Consider the following 15681-nt stretch of genomic DNA (forward strand, 5'->3'; position numbering starts at 1 on the left):
CTTTGCGGACACTCCCTAGCGGCGGGCGGCGCGGAAGTCCGCCGCCGCGAGCAGGCCCGTGTCCGGCTGGTCGGTGAAGATGCCGTCGATGCCGGTGGCGAAGTACGCCCGGTACGCGCCGAACACGTCCCCGTACGCCGCCGGGTCCGTGCCGCGGCGGAAGTCGGCCGGCAGGAAGCCGTTCTCGTTGCGCAGCGTGTAGGGGTGCAGGACGAGGCCCTTGGCGTGCGCGTCGCGCACCAGTGTGGTCGGCTCGCCCAGCCTGCCGTCCTTGTCCTTGGGGACGACCAGGTCCAGCAGGGGCCCGATGCCCTGGGCGAAGGACGCGATCCACCGCAGCCCCGCGGGCGTGATCAGGTCGGCGACGGTCCGCGGGTCGCCCGTCTCGCGGAAGTCCCAGGGGCGGTCGTCGGCGGTCCACAGCAGCACCACGCGCGGCGTGGAGACGAGCTTCGCCATCCGCCGCATGCTGGTGGGCTCGAACGACTGGAGGAAGGTGGGCGAGTCGGCGCCGTGGCGTCCGTACCGCCGCAGCAGCTTCGCCAGCGGCTCCTCCAGGGGCAGGCCCAGCTTGCGGAAGTAGGTGGGGTGCTTGGTCTCGACGTACAGCCAGACCGGCCGGCCGCGGCGGCGGCCCTCCTTCTCGGCCCAGCGCAGCACCTCCTCGAAGGTGGGTATGGCCCAGCGGCCGTCGTAGACGGTGTTCTCCTGGCGGGTGCCGGGGATGCGCTCCTTGGCGCGGAGGGTCTTCAGCTCGGCGAGGGTGAAGTCCTCGGTGAACCATCCGGTCAGCGCGGTGCCGTCGACGGTCTTGGTGGTCCTGCGGGAGGCGAACTCGGGGTGGTCGGCGACGTCCGTCGTCCCGGTGATGTCGTTCTCGTGGCGGCAGACGAGGTGGCCGTCCTTGGTGGGGACGAGGTCCTGCTCGATGACGTCGGCGCCCATGTCGAGGGCGAGCTGGTAGGAGCCGAGGGTGTGTTCGGGCCGGTGTCCGCTGGCACCGCGGTGGGCGATGACGGTCGGGACGGGCAGGCGCGGGTGCGCGCCGGCGGGGCGGCCGTGCGCCTGGGCGGCGGTCGCACCCGCCCCGGCGGAGAGGGCGGCCGAGCCGAGTACCGCTGCTCCCAGCACGGTTCGCCGGCCGGGACTCGTGTGCGCACCCTGGGTCATGGAGGCTCCTTCGTGAGCGGTTCGGCGGCCTGTCGAGCGGCGGCCGAGTGGTCGTCGAGCGAGGGCCCGATCGTAGGCAGTGTGGTCTTGCCCGGGGGAGGCATAGGACCGAACACCGGGGAAACACGCGTCAACAGCGTGTATCGACTCGGTGAACCCGGTGTGCGCCCGGGTGGGACCCACGAGTATCGTCCTCACCTGCACATACTGGTCACGTACGTGGTCGGCTACTTCGACGGAGGACTCGTTGTCCCGCTTCGCGCTCATCAAGGCAGTGCTCGGCCCGGTCATGCGCCTGATGTTCCGCCCAAGGGTGGAGGGCGCCGAGAACATTCCCGGTGACGGGCCGGTCATCCTGGCGGGCAACCACCTGACGTTCATCGACTCGATCGTCCTGCCGATCGTCTGCGACCGCCAGGTCTTCTTCATCGGCAAGGACGAGTACGTCACGGGCAAGGGGCTCAAGGGCCGGCTCATGGCGTGGTTCTTCAGCGGTGTCGGCATGATCCCGGTGGACCGGGACGGCGCGAACGGCGGTGTGGCCGCGCTGATGACGGGCCGCCGGGTGCTGGAGGAGGGCAACGTCTTCGGCATCTACCCGGAGGGCACCCGCTCCCCCGACGGCCGCCTCTACCGCGGCCGGACCGGGATCGCGCGCCTGACGCTGATGACGGGCGCGCCGGTGGTGCCGTTCGCGATGATCGGCACGGACAAGCTGCAGCCGGGCGGCGCGGGCCTGCCGCGCCCGGGCCGGGTGACGGTGCGTTTCGGCGAGCCGATGGAGTTCTCGCGCTACGAGGGCATGGACCGTGACCGGTACGTGCTGCGGGCGGTGACGGACTCGGTGATGGCCGAGGTGATGCGGCTCTCCGGCCAGGAGTACGTGGACATGTACGCCACCAAGGCGAAGGCGGCGTAACGGTACGAGGGGCCCTCCGGCCGTACGCGCAGAAGGGCCGCACCCCGTCCGGGTGCGGCCCTTCGCGCTGCGCGGCGGCTACGGGTGCTCGACGCCCTCCGCCAGCTTCTGGCCCCGCAGCAGGTACCAGGCCGCGGCGGCGGTCGCCAGCAGGACGGCGGCTCCGACGCCGGCCGCGATGCGCAGGCCCTCGACGAAGGCGTCCTGCGCGGCGGTGACCAGCGCCGTGGCCGTCTCGTCCGGCAGGCCGGCGGACACCTCCACCGCCCCGCCGAGAGAGTCGTGGGCCGCCGCGGAGGTGTCCGCGGGGACGCCCGGCGGGCTGACGAAGTCGCTGTAGACGCCGGTCACGATGGAGCCGAGGAGCGCGATGCCGAGCGCGGCGCCGAGTTCGTACGCCGTCTCGGACACCGCCGACGCGGCGCCCGCCTGTTCGCGCGGCACGCTCGACAGGATGACGTCGGCGGTGACCGTGAAGGCGAAGCCCGCGCCGACACCGACGACCAGCAGGGACGCGCCGAGCATCGGGTAGCCGGTGGACCGGTCGAGGAGGGTGAGCACGGCGAGCGCGAGGCCCACCGCGGCGAGGCCGCCGGCCACCACGGACCGCACGGAGAAGCGCCGGGCGACGTTGCCCGCGATCAGGCCGGCCGTCACCGCTCCGATGGCGGCGGGCAGCTCGGCGAGGCCCGCCTCCAGCGGGGACCGCCCCTGGACCAGCTGGAGGAACTGGGACAGGAAGAACACGAGCCCGGACAGACCGAGGATGGTCAGCAGGTCGGCGAGCACCGCCCCGGAGAAGCCCTTGTGGTGGAACAGCCGCATGTCGAGCAGGGGGGCGTCCAGCCGGAGCTGGCGCCGGACGAACCAGGTGAGGGCACCGGCGCCGATGACGGCGGCGACGGTCATGTCGGCGCTCGGGCCGTGCGCGGCGATCTCCTTGATCGCGTACACGACACCGATCATGCCGATGAGGGAGAGGGCGACGCTGAGCAGGTCCCAGGGGCCCGGTGCCGGGTTCTTGGACTCGGGGATGTACTTGATGCCGACGAGGACGAGGACGACCATCACCGGCAGGTTGATCAGGAAGACCGAGCCCCACCAGAAGTGCTCCAGCAAGAACCCGCCGACGACCGGTCCCACGGCCGCACCGGCGGACGCCATGGCGCCCCAGATGCCGATGGCGAAGCTGCGCTCGCGCGGGTCGTGGAAGAGGTTGCGGATGAGCGCCAGCGTGGACGGCATGAGGGTCGCGCCGGCGACGCCGAGCAGCGCGCGGGCGGCGATCATCATCTCAGGGCTGGTGGCGTAGGCGTTCAGCACGGAGACGGCGCCGAAGGCGGCGGCTCCGGTCAGCAGGAGCTTCTTGCGGCCGATGCGGTCGCCGAGGCTGCCCATGGAGACGAGCAGGCCGGCGATGACGAAGGAGTAGACGTCGCCGATCCACAGCAGCTGGGTGCCGGTCGGTTCGAGGTCCTCGCTGAGGAAGGGGGTCGCGAGGCCCAGCACGGTGGCGTCGACCGCCACGAGCAGCACGGCCAGGACCAGTACGGCGAGTGCCAGCCACCGGCCCGGGCGGCGCAGGACCTCCGCTTCCTTGGTCGGTTGATCGGTACGGGTCATCGGTCCACGCTCCTGCGTGCTCCGCCGAGCAGCAGCTCGGCGATCATGTACTGGAAGTCCTTGGCGGCGACGCGCCCGTCCTGCACGGCCCAGGCGCAGGTGCCGACGAGGCCGTAGAGCGCCTCGGTGAGCCAGGCGGGCGTGAGGTCGATCCGGAATTCGCCCTGTTCCTGGCCGCGGCGGAAGAGCGCGGCGACGCGTGCGTCGAGGCGGGCCCAGCCCTCGTTCATCTGGTCGCCCTCGAAAAGCTGGTTCTCGGTGACGAGGAACGCGAGCAGCCCCGCGACCGGCTCCACTCCGGCGACGAGCCGGCGCAGTGCCTCCTCCGCGGTGCCGTCGTCGAGGCGGGCGGCGTCGAGGGCGGCCTCGAACTCCTGGATCCCGAGCGCCTCCAGTGCCCTGACCAGCGCGTCCCGGCCGGCGAAGTGCCGGTGCAGGGTCGCGCGGCCGATGCCGGCGGCGCGGGCGACCTCGTCCATGGTGGCGGTCGCCTTGCGGGAGAGGAGGGCTGCGGCGGTGCGCAGCACCTGCTCACGATCGACTGTCATGAGACAACCATAACCCAAGTGAGACATCAGTGTCTCAATAGCGACGGTCGACGTGTCAGTGGTGCAGGTCATACTCGTGCCACGGCGCCGCCCGGGCACCGCGGCACGAGGGGAGCGACATGGCCGAGGTACTGGTGTTCCACCACGGACACGGGCTGACCGCCGGTGTTCGCGCGTTCGCCGGGCGTCTGCGGCGGGCCGGACACACCGTCCACGCTCCGGACCTTTTCGAGGGGCGGTCGTTCGACAGCCTGGAGGAGGGCATGGCCCACGTCGGGGACATCGGGTTCGGCACGGTCGTCGCGCGCGGGACCGCCGCCGCGGAGGAGCTGCCCGGGGAGATCGTCCTCGTGGGGTTCTCGCTCGGCGTCCTGCCCGCGCAGAAGCTGGCGCAGACCCGCCCCGGCGCGAAGGGGGCGCTGCTGCTGGAGGCATGCGTCCCGGTCGCGGAGTTCGGCGGCGCCTGGCCCGGGGACGTCCCGGTGCAGATCCACGGCATGGACGCGGATCCGTTCTTCGCCGGGGAGGGCGATGTGGACGCCGCCCGCGCGCTGGTCGGGACGGCTGCCGACGCGGAGCTGTTCCTCTACCCCGGCGACAGGCACCTGTTCACCGACAGCAGCCTCCCGTCCTACGACGAACGGGCGGCCAAGGAGGTCGACCGCCGGGTGCTCGGCTTCCTGGACCGCATCGCCTGAAGGGACGGCGAAGGCCCCGCGCCCCAAGGACCTTCACGGCGGCGTACGCGCGCGGGTGCGGGGCGCTGGTACGCGGCACGGGCACGTGGCGCGGGAAAGACCTCGCCGCCGCCCGGTCGGGGCGCGTCGGGCCGATGCGGCCGGACGCCGATGCGGCCGGGCTTCGACGCGCTCGCGGACCGGGCGGCGGCGCTGGGTTCGGTCGGACTACCGCTTGGCGGTGGCCCAGGCGTGCTGGATGACGAGGTCGGCCTTGACCTCGGCGAGCTGGGTCGCCACGGCGGAGGGGGCGGTGCCGCCCCGGCCGTTGCGGGAGGCGAGGGCGCCGGGGACGTCCAGGACCGTCCGTACCTCGGGGGTGAGGTGCTCGGAGATCTTGGCGAACTGGTCGTCGGTGAGCTGGTCCAGCTCGATCCCCCGCGCCTCGCACTCCTTGACGCACTCGCCCGCGACCTCGTGGGCGACCCGGAATGGCACGCCCTGCCTGACCAGCCACTCCGCGATGTCGGTCGCGAGGGAGAAGCCGGCCGGGGCGAGCTCCTCCATCCGCTCCCGGTTGACGGTGAGCGTGGCCATCATGCCGGTGAAGGCGGGCAGCAGGACCTCCAGCTGGTCGCAGGAGTCGAAGACCGGCTCCTTGTCCTCCTGGAGGTCGCGGTTGTACGCGAGCGGGAGGGCCTTCAGGGTGGCGAGCAGGCCCGTGAGGTTGCCGATGAGCCGGCCGGACTTGCCGCGCGCGAGCTCGGCGATGTCCGGGTTCTTCTTCTGCGGCATGATCGACGAGCCGGTGGAGAAGGCGTCGTGCAGGGTGACGAAGGAGAACTCCTTCGTGTTCCAGATGATGACCTCCTCGGCGATCCGGGAGAGGTTCACGCCGATCATGGCGGTGATGAAGGCGAACTCGGCCACGAAGTCGCGGGACGCCGTGCCGTCGATCGAGTTGCCGGCGCTGCCGTTCTCGAAGCCCAGGTCCTTGGCGACCGCCTCCGGGTCGAGGCCGAGCGACGAGCCGGCCAGGGCGCCGGAGCCGTACGGGGAGACCGCCGTGCGCTTGTCCCACTGGCGCAGCCGCTCCGCGTCCCGGGACAGCGACTGCACGTGGGCGAGCACGTGGTGGGCGAAGAGCACCGGCTGGGCGTGCTGGAGGTGCGTACGGCCCGGCATGGCGACGTCCGCGTGTGCCTCCGCCAGTCCCACCAGGGCGTCCTGCAGTTCGGCGAGGAGGCCCCCGATGATCCGGGCGTGGTCGCGCAGGTACATCCGGAAGAGCGTGGCGACCTGGTCGTTGCGGGACCGGCCGGCCCGCAGCTTGCCGCCGAGGTCCGGGCCGAGCCGTTCCAGCAGACCGCGCTCCAGGGCGGTGTGGACGTCCTCGTCGGCGATGGTGCCGGTGAACGTGCCGTCGGCGACGTCCGCCTCCAGCCGGTCGAGCCCCTCCAGCATGCGCGTCAGTTCGTCCGCGGTGAGCAGCCCGGCCTTGTGCAGCACGCGCGCGTGGGCGCGGGAGCCGGCGATGTCGTACGGCGCCAGCCGCCAGTCGAAGTGCACGGACGCCGACAGCCTGGCCAGCGCCTCGGCGGGGCCGTCGGCGAAACGCCCGCCCCAGAGCCGGACGTCACCGTTGTTGCTGCTCACTGCGGATTGCTCCTCACGAGGATGGGTGTGCCGCCTCCCCCGGGGCGGGGCGGGGCCCGGTGGGGCCCGCGTCCGCCGCGAGGAACGGGGAGGCGGCTGGTGGAACGAGTCGGGGGCGGGTCAGGTCACGCCAGGTCGCGCTTGGCGGCGATCTTCGACGACAGCGCGAAGATGTCGATGAAGCCCTGGGCCTTGGACTGGTCGAAGGTGTCGCCCGAGTCGTACGTGGCGAGGTTGAAGTCGTACAGCGACTCGTCGGACTTCCGGCCGGTGACCACCGCGCGGCCGCCGTGCAGGGTCATCCGGATGTCGCCGGAGACGTGCTGGTTGGCCTCGTTGATGAAGCCGTCCAGGGCCCGCTTGAGCGGCGAGAACCACAGGCCGTCGTAGACCAGCTCGCCCCAGCGCTGCTCGACCTGCCGCTTGTAGCGGGCCAGCTCGCGCTCGACGGTGACGTTCTCCAGCTCCTGGTGGGCGGTGATCAGCGCGATGGCGCCGGGGGCCTCGTAGACCTCGCGGGACTTGATGCCGACGAGCCGGTCCTCGACCATGTCGATCCGGCCGATGCCCTGGGCGCCGGCGCGCTCGTTGAGCTGCTGGATCGCCTGGAGGACGGTGACGGGCTTGCCGTCGATGGCGACGGGCACGCCCTCCTTGAAGGTGATGACGACCTCGTCGGCCTCGCGCGGCGTGGCGGGGTTCGAGGTGTACTCGTAGATGTCCTCGATCGGCGCGTTCCAGATGTCCTCGAGGAAACCGGTCTCCACGGCCCGCCCGAAGACGTTCTGGTCGATGGAGTACGGGGACTTCTTGGTGGTCGCGATCGGCAGCTCGGCCTTCTCCGCGAAGGCGATCGCCTTGTCACGGGTCATGGCGTAGTCCCGGACCGGGGCGATGCACTTCAGGTCGGGGCCGAGGGCCTGGATGCCGGCCTCGAAGCGGACCTGGTCGTTGCCCTTGCCGGTGCAGCCGTGGGCGACGATCGAGGCGTCGTGCTTGCGGGCGGCGGCCACCAGGTGCTTGACGATCGCGGGCCGGGAGAGGGCCGAGACCAGCGGATAGCGGTCCATGTACAGGGCGTTGGCCTTGATGGCCGGGAGGCAGTACTCGTCGGCGAACTCGTCCCGGGCGTCGGCGACCTCCGCCTCGACCGCACCGCAGGCGAGCGCGCGCTTGCGGATGACGTCCAGGTCCTCGCCGCCCTGGCCGACGTCCACGGCGACGGCGATGACCTCGGCACCCGTCTCCTCGGCGATCCAACCGATGGCGACGGAGGTGTCCAGTCCGCCCGAGTAGGCGAGTACGACGCGCTCGGTCACGGGTTTCTCCTTACGGTGCATTCACTGACAGGTATAACTATGCAGAGTGCCGTATGTTTTGTCAACGCGCCTTCGAGAGGTCCGTGCGGGGGCTCCCGGCCGGGCCCCGCGGCCGGGGCCGGCCCCCGTTCGGCCGCGCGCGGGCGGCGCGGCAGGGGCGGCGCGCGTACGGTCCGGGGCATGCGCCGCCCGCGTCCCGTCACCGCCGTCCTCGCCGCCGTCCTCGCGTCCGCGCTCGCCGCGGTCCTCCCGCCGGGCCCGGCAGCCGCCGGGGACGGTCCGCCGCTGCCGGCGCGCATGGCCCGCACCGGCGGCGGTACGCAGCTGATCACGGCCGAGGCGCCGGGCGCCCGGTCCACCACCGGGACGGTGAGCTGGTGGGACCGGCGCGGCGGGCGCTGGGTGCGGGTGGGGTCGACGGCGGCGCGGTTCGGCGCGAACGGGCTGGTCGAGGGCGGCCGGCGGCGCCAGGGCACGTCGACGACGCCGACGGGCCTGTACCGGCTGCCGTACGCCTTCGGCATCGACGCCGCGCCGCCGGGCACGGACGTCCGGTACCGCCGGGTGACGCGCGACTCGTGGTGGTGCCAGGACAACCGGTCGCGCGCATACAACCGCTGGGTGGAGGGGCTGCCCCGCGACTGCCGGGCCTCCGAGGCCGAGCACCTGGTCACCTACGGGCGGCGGTACGCGCACGCCCTGGTGATCGGCTTCAACTACGCGCGCCCGGTACGGGGGCGCGGTGCGGGCATCTTCCTGCACGTCGCGGGGCGCGGGCCGACGGCGGGGTGCGTCGCCGTCCCGGCCCGCGCGATGCGGCGGATCCTGGCCTGGGCGGATCCCGCGCGGCGACCGCACATCGCCATCGGCACGGTGTCGGGGCCGACCGCCCTCACCCGGTACTGAGGGGCGCCGGGTGGCCGGCCGGTGGCGTACGCCCCGCCGCCCTCCGGGGGAGGTCTGGCGCGAGGGTCTCCTACCGCTCCTTCTGCGCGAGCCGCAGCAGGTGGTCGGCGAGGGCCTGGCCGCCCGCCGGGTCGCGGGAGATGAGCAGCAGGGTGTCGTCACCCGCGATGGTGCCCAGGATGGCGTGGAGTTCGGCCTGGTCGATGGCCGACGCGAGGAACTGGGCTGCGCCGGGCGGGGTGCGCAGGACCACCAGGTTGGCCGACGCCTCCGCGGAGATCAGCAGCTCGCCCGAGAGGCGCCGCATCCGCTCCTCCTTGGCCGACTCGCCGAGGGGGGCCTGCGGGGTGCGGAAGCCGCCCTCGCTGGGCACCGCGTAGATCAGTTCGCCGCCCGTGTTGCGGATCTTCACCGCGCCCAGCTCGTCGAGGTCGCGGGAGAGCGTCGCCTGGGTGACGCTCAGCCCGTCGTCGGCGAGGAGCTTCGCGAGCTGGCTCTGGGACCGCACGGGCTGCCGGTTGAGGATGTCCACGATCCTGCGGTGGCGCGCGGTGCGGGTCTGCGGAACGGACGGCCCGCCGTGCTCGAGGTCCTGCGCATCGGTCATCGTCGTCTCATTCTCCGGCTCGTCCTTCCCCGTTCACGCTGCTGAGGACGCCGGGCAGGGCCCGGAGGAAGGCGTCCACCTCGTCGTCACCGATGACCAGTGGCGGCATGAGCCGTACGACATCGGGGGCGGGCGCGTTCACCAGGAGGCCGGCGTCCTGAGCCGCCTGCTGCACCTGAGGTGCGAGGGGCTCGGTGAGCACGATACCCAGCAGCAGGCCCGCACCACGGACGTGGGAGACCAGCGAATGGTCCAGGGCCTCGATTCCGTCGCGCAGCCTCTCGCCGAGGCGCTTGACCTCGTCGAGTGCCGAACCGGCGGCGAGGGTGTCGATCACGGCGAGCCCGGCGGCGCACGCGACGGGGTTGCCGCCGAACGTCGTGCCGTGCTGGCCGGGCCGCAGCAGCTCGGCCGCCGGGCCGAAGGCGACGGTCGCACCGAGGGGCAGGCCGCCGCCCAGACCCTTGGCGAGGGTGACGACGTCCGGTTCGACGCCGTGCGCCTGGTGCTCGAACCAGTGGCCGCACCGGCCGATGCCGGTCTGCACCTCGTCGAGGACGAGCAGCGTGCCGGTCGCGCGCGTGATCTCGCGGGCGGCCTTCAGGTAGCCGGGCGGCGGGACGACGACACCGTTCTCACCCTGGATGGGCTCGATGACGACGAGGGCGGTGCGGTCGGTGACGGCGGACCGGAGCGCTTCGACGTCTCCGTACGGCACGTGGGTGACGTCCCCGGGCAGCGGCAGGAACGGCTCCTGCTTGCCGGGCTGGCCGGTGAGGGCGAGGGCGCCCATCGTCCGGCCGTGGAAGCCGCCGGTCGTGGCGACCATGTGGGTCCGGCCGGTGAGCCGGCCGATCTTGAAGGCGGCCTCGTTGGCCTCGGCGCCGGAGTTGCAGAAGAAGACCCTGCCGGTGCGGCCGAAGAGCTGGAGCAGCCGCTCGGCGAGGGCGACCGGCGGCTCGGCGACGAACAGGTTGGAGACGTGGCCGAGGGTGCCGATCTGCCGGGTGACGGCCTCGACGACGGCCGGGTGCGCGTGGCCCAGGGCGTTGACGGCGATCCCGCCGACGAAGTCGAGGTACTCGGTGCCGTCGGCGTCCCAAACCCTGGCGCCCGCTCCGCGGACGAGCGGCAGCCGGGGCGTGCCGTAGTTGTCCATCAGCGCGCCCTGCCAGCGCTCGGTCAGGTGCTCGTTGCCGCTCATGACTCCCCCTGTGCGTCCGGCACGACCATCGTGCCGATGCCCTCGTCGGTGAAGATCTCCAGAAGGATGGAGTGCTGCACGCGCCCGTCGATCACGCGCGCGGTGGTGACGCCGTTGCGTACGGCGTGCAGGCAGCCCTCCATCTTGGGCACCATGCCGCTGGACAGCTCGGGCAGCAGCTTCTCCAGCTCGCCGGCGGTGAGCCGGCTGATGACCTCGTCGCTGTGGGGCCAGTCCTCGTAGAGGCCCTCGACGTCGGTCAGGACCATCAGGGTCTCGGCACCCAGCGCCGCAGCGAGTGCCGCAGCCGCCGTATCAGCATTGACGTTGTAGACATGTCCGTCGTCCTCGGAACGGGCGATCGAGGACACGACCGGGATGCGGCCGTTGTCCAGCAGTGCCTCGATGGCACCGGTGTCGATCCGGGTGATCTCACCGACGCGGCCGATGTCGACGAGTTCGCCCTCGATCCGCGGCCGGTGCTTGGTGGCGGTGATGGTGTGGGCGTCCTCGCCGGTCATGCCGACCGCGAAGGGCCCGTGCTGGTTGAGCAGCCCCACGAGCTCGCGCTGCACCTGCCCGGCGAGGACCATCCGTACGACGTCCATCGCCTCGGGCGTGGTGACGCGCAGGCCCGCCTTGAACTCGCTGACCAGGCCGTGCTTGTCCAGCTGGGCGCTGATCTGCGGGCCGCCGCCGTGCACGACGACCGGCCGCAGGCCGGCGTGGCGCAGGAAGACGACGTCCTGGGCGAAGGCCGCCTTCAGCTCGTCGTCGACCATGGCGTTGCCGCCGAACTTGATGACGACGGTCTTGCCGTGGTGGCGCGTCAGCCAGGGCAGCGCCTCGATGAGGATCTGCGCCTTGGGCAGGGCGGTGTGCTTCCGTGTCGTGCTCATGAGCTGTACGCGCTGTTCTCGTGGACGTAGTCGGCGGTGAGGTCGTTGGTCCAGATGACCGCGGACTCGGTGCCGGCCGCGAGGTCGGCGGTGATCTTCACTTCGCGGTACCGCATGTCGACCAGGTCGCGGTCCTCGCCGACGGAGCCGTTCCGGCAGACCCAGACGCCGTTGATGGCGACGTTCAGCCGGTCGGGCTCGAACGCGGCCCCGGTGGTGCCGATGGCGGACAGGACGCGGCCCCAGTTGGGGTCCTCGCCGTGGATGGCGCACTTGAGGAGGTTGTTGCGGGCGATGGAGCGGCCGACCTCGACGGCGTCGTCCTCGCTCGCCGCGTTGACCACCTCGACGCGGATGTCCTTGGACGCGCCCTCGGCGTCGCCGATGAGCTGGCGGCCGAGGTCGCCGCACACCTGGGTCACGGCCTCGGCGAAGTCGGCGTACGCGGGGGTGACGCCGGACGCGCCGGAGGCCAGCAGCAGCACGGTGTCGTTGGTGGACATGCACCCGTCGGAGTCGACCCGGTCGAAGGTGACGCGGGTGGCGTCGCGCAGCGCCTTGTCGAGCGTCGGGGCGTCGACGTCGGCGTCGGTGGTGAGGACGACGAGCATGGTGGCGAGACCGGGGGCGAGCATGCCGGCGCCCTTGGCCATGCCGCCGACGGTCCAGCCGCCGGCGGTGGTGACCACTGAGGTCTTGTGGACGGTGTCGGTGGTCTTGATGGCGATGGCGGCCTTCTCGCCGCCGTGCTCCGACAGCTCCGCTGCGGCCTTCTCGACGCCGGGCAGGAGCTTGTCCATGGGCAGGAGCACGCCGATGAGGCCGGTGGAGGCGACGGCGACCTCGCCCGCGCCGATCTCCAGCACCTCGGCGACCTTCTCGGCGGTGGCGTGGGTGTCCTGGAAGCCCTTGGGGCCGGTGCAGGCGTTGGCACCGCCGGAGTTGAGGACGACGGCCCGCAGCTCGCCGGTCTTCAGCACCTGCTCGGACCAGAGGACCGGCGCGGCCTTGACGCGGTTGGAGGTGAAGACGCCCGCGGCGGCGCGTCGGGGCCCTTGGTTGACCACGAGGGCCAGGTCCGGGTTGCCGTTCGCCTTGATCCCGGCGGCGATGCCCGCGGCCGTGAATCCCTTTGCTGCCGTGACGCTCACGGTGCGACTCCGATCGTGGAAAGACCCGTGTCCTCGGGGAGTCCGAGGGCGATGTTCATGCTCTGCACCGCGCCGCCGGCGGTGCCCTTGGTGAGGTTGTCGATGGCGCTGATCGCGATGACGCGGCCGGCCGTCGCGTCGAGGGCGACCTGGACCTGCACGGCGTTGGAGCCGTGGACGGACGCGGTCGCCGGCCAGCGGCCCTCGGGGAGGAGGTGGACGAACGGCTCGTCGGCGTACGCCTTGGTGTAGGCGGCCCGGACGTCCTCGGCCGTGGTGCCCGGCTTCACCTTGGCGCTGCAGGTGGCGAGGATGCCGCGCGCCATGGGGGCGAGGGTGGGGGTGAAGGAGACGGTGACCGGCTCGCCGGCGACCGCGCCGAGGTTCTGCATCATCTCGGGCGTGTGGCGGTGGCCGCCGCCGACGCCGTACGGGCTCATGGAGCCCATGACCTCGGAGCCCAGCAGGTGCGGCTTGAGCGCCTTGCCCGCGCCGGAGGTCCCGGTGGCGGCGACGATCACCGCCTCGGGCTCGGCGAGGCCGGCGGCGTACGCGGGGAAGAGCGCGAGCGACACGGCGGTGGGGTAGCAGCCGGGCACGGCGACGCGCTTGGCACCCTCCAGGGCGGCGCGGGCCCCCGGCAGCTCCGGCAGACCGTAGGGCCAGGTCCCGGCGTGCGGGGAGCCGTAGAAGCGCTCCCAGTCGGCGGAGTCCTTCAGCCGGAAGTCGGCGCCCATGTCGACGACCAGGACGTCGTCGCCGAGCTGCTCGGCCACGGCGGCGGACTGTCCGTGCGGCAGGGCCAGGAAGACGACGTCGTGCCCGGCCAGGACCTCGGCGGTGGTCGGCTCGAGCACCCGGCCGGCGAGCGGCACCAGGTGCGGCTGCAGCCCGCCGAGCGTCTGGCCGGCGTTGGAGTGGCCGGTCAGGGCGCCGACCTCGACCTCGGGGTGGCCGAGGAGCAGACGGAGCACCTCTCCGCCCGCGTATCCGCTCGCCCCTGCCACTGCTGCTCGTACTGCCATCGAACCCTCCTCGTCGATGGCATGACTATACGCAGCGTCGCACTTTTATGCAAAGATTTTCCGGCCGTGCGGGGCCGCTCGCGCGGCCGGGGCGGGGGCGGGGGCGGCGTGGTTGACCTTGACACGGTGACAAGGCGTTCACTGCTCGGCGAGGAGGTGGTCTCGATGACGGCCATGGGACGGGACACGGGCGCGGGTACGGGTGCGGGTAGGGAGGCGGGCGCGCGCGCGGACGCGGCGCACGCGTGCCGGGGGCTGGAGGACGGGCGCGCGTCGGTGCGGCTGCGGGCCGCTCTGGCGATGGGGACGGCACCCGATCCGTGCTTCGTCGACAGGCTCGTCGAGCGGTGCGGCGTCGAGCCGGAGTTCTTCGTCCGCGACATGCTGACCTGGGCGCTGACCCGCCACCCGGTCGCCTCGACGCTTCCCGTGCTGGTGCGCGAGGTCCGCTCGGAGCACGCGCAGGCGCGCAGTCAGGCACTGCACACACTGTCCAAGATCGGGGACCGGCGGGCCTGGCCGGCGATCACACCGGCGCTGCTGCGGGACGCCGACGAGGAGGTGGCGCGGAGTGCCTGGCGGGCCGCGGTCGTGCTGGTGCCGGAAGACGGCGAGTCCGCCCTGGCCGAGGTGCTGGTGACGCAGCTGGGGCGCGGTGGGCGGGAGACGCGGCTGAGTCTGAGCCGGGCGCTGGTGGCGCTGGGTGAGGCGATGGTGCCGGCCCTGCGGGCGGCGGCGACGGCCGGCGATCCGGACGTGCGCGCCCACGCGCTCGCCACCCGGCGGCTGCTGCGCGAGCCGGACACCGGGTTCGCGGCCGCGATCGAGGAGGCCAAGCGCGTCGTGGCTCTCGGCGGGGCCGGGCGGGAGGGACGATAGGGCGTGTTGATCGGTGAGGTGGCACGGCGGTCCGGGGTCAGCGCCCGCATGCTCCGCCATTACGAGTCGCTCGGCCTGGTGCGGCCCTCGGGCCGCACGGGATCCGGCTACCGGGAGTACTCCGGCGAGGACATCCGGCGGATCTTCCACATCGAGAGCCTGCGGTCGCTGGGGCTGTCGCTGCGCGAGATCGGGCGCGCGCTCGACGATCCCGGGTTCACCCCCTCCGCGCTCGTCGGCGACCTCGTCCGCCGGACGCGCGAACGCATCGCGGCCGAGACCGAGTTGCTCACCCGGCTGCGCCGGATCGATGCCGCGGACCCGGCGGGCTGGGAGGACGTCCTCCAGGCCGTCGCGCTCCTCCAGGGGCTGGGCTCGCAGAGCGCGGGTGCGCGGCAGCGGGCGACCCTCGCCGCGGCCGGGGAGGATCCGGTGCCGGTGGAGGCCCTGGTCGAGGCGGCGCTGGGCGAGGCGGAGCCGAACGTCGCGGGAGCGCTGCGGTGGGCGCTGGCGCGCTCGGGCGGCGACGGCCCGGCGCTGCTGGCGCGCGGCCTCGCCTCCCCGGAGGCGGCGGTGCGCGGACGCGCGGTGCTGGCCCTCGCCGAAATGCCCGGCGCCGAGTCCACCGCGCATCTGCGGGACGCTCTGGCGGACCCCGATGCCGCGGTCCGCGGGTACGCGGCCCTGGCGCTCGGGACGCGTGGCGTGGCGGAGGCGGTCCCGACGCTGGTCGACATGGTGGTGGCGGGCAGGAACGACACGGACGCGGCCGACGCGCTGGGCGTGCTGGCGGCCGACCCGGCGGCGGCGGAGCGGATCACGACCGGGCTCGTCGACCGCCTGGCGCACGCCGCCACGCCGGCGGCCGCGCGCGGCCGGCTGACCCAGGCGCTGGCGGACGTCCCGGGGCGGGCGGCGTCGCGGGCCCTCGCGGAGCTGGCGCACGACGAGGACCGGGCGGTCGCGCTGACCGCCGCGTACCTCCTGCGCCTGCGCGCGGCACGGTGACGCTTCCTCCCCGCGGCCGCCCCCTTCGGCCCCCGCCCCGTCCGGTGGCGGGGGCGGGTACCTGGCCGGGGCGGCCGCGGCCCGTTCGTC

At 73.0% G+C, this 15681-nt stretch carries 15 protein-coding genes; 5 read left to right on the forward strand and 10 right to left on the reverse strand.

The genetic code is table 11. The features are described 5' to 3' along the window. Positions 1-15 precede the first annotated feature (15 nt). Entirely contained in the window at positions 16-1170 is a 1155-nt protein-coding gene (locus A4V12_RS05615; protein WP_064068091.1) for a glycerophosphodiester phosphodiesterase, read from the reverse strand. Positions 1171-1459: 289 nt separating this feature from the next. Between A4V12_RS05615 and A4V12_RS05620 the strand changes: the two genes are divergently transcribed. Then, positions 1460-2089 (forward strand): lysophospholipid acyltransferase family protein, encoded by a 630-nt coding sequence (locus A4V12_RS05620; protein ID WP_423541598.1) that lies wholly within the window; start codon positions 1460-1462, stop codon positions 2087-2089. A 78-nt stretch (positions 2090-2167) separates the two neighbouring features. Here the strand turns inward: A4V12_RS05620 and A4V12_RS05625 are convergent, their stop codons facing one another. Further along, positions 2168-3712, reverse strand: coding sequence for an MFS transporter (locus tag A4V12_RS05625; protein ID WP_064068093.1), 1545 nt, complete (start codon positions 3710-3712; stop codon positions 2168-2170). Continuing rightward, positions 3709-4260, reverse strand: a complete 552-nt coding sequence (locus A4V12_RS05630; RefSeq protein ID WP_064068094.1) for a TetR/AcrR family transcriptional regulator — start codon at positions 4258-4260, stop codon at positions 3709-3711. Before A4V12_RS05630 ends, A4V12_RS05625 begins: the two co-directional genes overlap by 4 nt. A 119-nt stretch (positions 4261-4379) precedes the next feature. On the opposite strand from A4V12_RS05630, the gene A4V12_RS05635 reads away from it, so the two are divergent. Continuing rightward, on the forward strand, positions 4380-4958 hold the full coding sequence (locus A4V12_RS05635) for a dienelactone hydrolase family protein (protein ID WP_064068095.1): 579 nt from the start codon (positions 4380-4382) through the stop codon (positions 4956-4958). A gap of 207 nt (positions 4959-5165) precedes the next feature. Here A4V12_RS05635 and argH read toward each other — a convergent pair whose 3' ends face one another. Further along, on the reverse strand, positions 5166-6593 hold the full coding sequence (gene argH / locus A4V12_RS05640; RefSeq protein ID WP_064068096.1) for an argininosuccinate lyase: 1428 nt from the start codon (positions 6591-6593) through the stop codon (positions 5166-5168). Between the two features lie 125 nt (positions 6594-6718). Next, positions 6719-7912, reverse strand: coding sequence for an argininosuccinate synthase (locus tag A4V12_RS05645; RefSeq protein ID WP_064068097.1), 1194 nt, complete (start codon positions 7910-7912; stop codon positions 6719-6721). A 180-nt stretch (positions 7913-8092) separates the two neighbouring features. On the opposite strand from A4V12_RS05645, the gene A4V12_RS05650 reads away from it, so the two are divergent. Continuing rightward, complete coding sequence (locus A4V12_RS05650) at positions 8093-8818, forward strand: L,D-transpeptidase family protein (RefSeq protein ID WP_064068098.1); 726 nt, start codon at positions 8093-8095, stop codon at positions 8816-8818. Between the two features lie 70 nt (positions 8819-8888). Here the strand turns inward: A4V12_RS05650 and A4V12_RS05655 are convergent, their stop codons facing one another. The 5 genes from A4V12_RS05655 to argC are packed head-to-tail and all read right to left on the reverse strand — an operon-like array spanning position 8889 to position 13704. After that, entirely contained in the window at positions 8889-9425 is a 537-nt protein-coding gene (locus tag A4V12_RS05655; RefSeq protein ID WP_064068099.1) for an arginine repressor, read from the reverse strand. 7 nt (positions 9426-9432) lie between these two features. Continuing rightward, positions 9433-10629: an acetylornithine transaminase gene (locus tag A4V12_RS05660; protein WP_064068100.1), complete on the reverse strand. Its 1197-nt coding sequence runs from the start codon at positions 10627-10629 to the stop codon at positions 9433-9435. Further along, positions 10626-11528 (reverse strand): acetylglutamate kinase, encoded by a 903-nt coding sequence (gene argB / locus A4V12_RS05665; RefSeq protein WP_064068101.1) that lies wholly within the window; start codon positions 11526-11528, stop codon positions 10626-10628. Before argB ends, A4V12_RS05660 begins: the two co-directional genes overlap by 4 nt. Then, positions 11525-12679, reverse strand: a complete 1155-nt coding sequence (argJ, locus tag A4V12_RS05670; protein WP_064068102.1) for a bifunctional glutamate N-acetyltransferase/amino-acid acetyltransferase ArgJ — start codon at positions 12677-12679, stop codon at positions 11525-11527. The genes argB and argJ overlap by 4 nt, the downstream gene beginning before the upstream one ends. Continuing rightward, positions 12676-13704, reverse strand: coding sequence for an N-acetyl-gamma-glutamyl-phosphate reductase (argC, locus tag A4V12_RS05675; RefSeq protein WP_064068103.1), 1029 nt, complete (start codon positions 13702-13704; stop codon positions 12676-12678). Before argC ends, argJ begins: the two co-directional genes overlap by 4 nt. Before the next feature lie 165 nt (positions 13705-13869). Here argC and A4V12_RS05680 point away from each other — a divergent pair, with 165 nt between their 5' ends. Continuing rightward, positions 13870-14583: a HEAT repeat domain-containing protein gene (locus A4V12_RS05680; protein ID WP_107415334.1), complete on the forward strand. Its 714-nt coding sequence runs from the start codon at positions 13870-13872 to the stop codon at positions 14581-14583. A 3-nt stretch (positions 14584-14586) separates the two neighbouring features. Next, positions 14587-15591 (forward strand): MerR family transcriptional regulator, encoded by a 1005-nt coding sequence (locus A4V12_RS05685; protein ID WP_064068104.1) that lies wholly within the window; start codon positions 14587-14589, stop codon positions 15589-15591. Positions 15592-15681: the final 90 nt, after the last annotated feature.

The organism is Streptomyces noursei (genome assembly GCF_001646665.1).
GTDB classification, from domain to species: Bacteria; Actinomycetota; Actinomycetes; order Streptomycetales; family Streptomycetaceae; genus Streptomyces; species Streptomyces lavendulocolor.

Bases quoted from the DNA above. Each gene is read 5' to 3' on its own strand.
- A4V12_RS05615 (WP_064068091.1), bottom strand. From the start codon at position 1,170: ATGACCCAGGGTGCGCACACGAGTCCCGGCCGGCGAACCGTGCTGGGA.
- A4V12_RS05620 (WP_423541598.1), top strand. From the start codon at position 1,460: ATGCGCCTGATGTTCCGCCCAAGGGTGGAGGGCGCCGAGAACATTCCC.
- A4V12_RS05625 (WP_064068093.1), bottom strand. From the start codon at position 3,712: ATGACCCGTACCGATCAACCGACCAAGGAAGCGGAGGTCCTGCGCCGC.
- A4V12_RS05630 (WP_064068094.1), bottom strand. From the start codon at position 4,260: ATGACAGTCGATCGTGAGCAGGTGCTGCGCACCGCCGCAGCCCTCCTC.
- A4V12_RS05635 (WP_064068095.1), top strand. From the start codon at position 4,380: ATGGCCGAGGTACTGGTGTTCCACCACGGACACGGGCTGACCGCCGGT.
- A4V12_RS05650 (WP_064068098.1), top strand. From the start codon at position 8,093: ATGCGCCGCCCGCGTCCCGTCACCGCCGTCCTCGCCGCCGTCCTCGCG.
- A4V12_RS05655 (WP_064068099.1), bottom strand. From the start codon at position 9,425: ATGACCGATGCGCAGGACCTCGAGCACGGCGGGCCGTCCGTTCCGCAG.
- A4V12_RS05660 (WP_064068100.1), bottom strand. From the start codon at position 10,629: ATGAGCGGCAACGAGCACCTGACCGAGCGCTGGCAGGGCGCGCTGATG.
- argB (WP_064068101.1), bottom strand. From the start codon at position 11,528: ATGAGCACGACACGGAAGCACACCGCCCTGCCCAAGGCGCAGATCCTC.
- argC (WP_064068103.1), bottom strand. From the start codon at position 13,704: ATGGCAGTACGAGCAGCAGTGGCAGGGGCGAGCGGATACGCGGGCGGA.
- A4V12_RS05680 (WP_107415334.1), top strand. From the start codon at position 13,870: ATGACGGCCATGGGACGGGACACGGGCGCGGGTACGGGTGCGGGTAGG.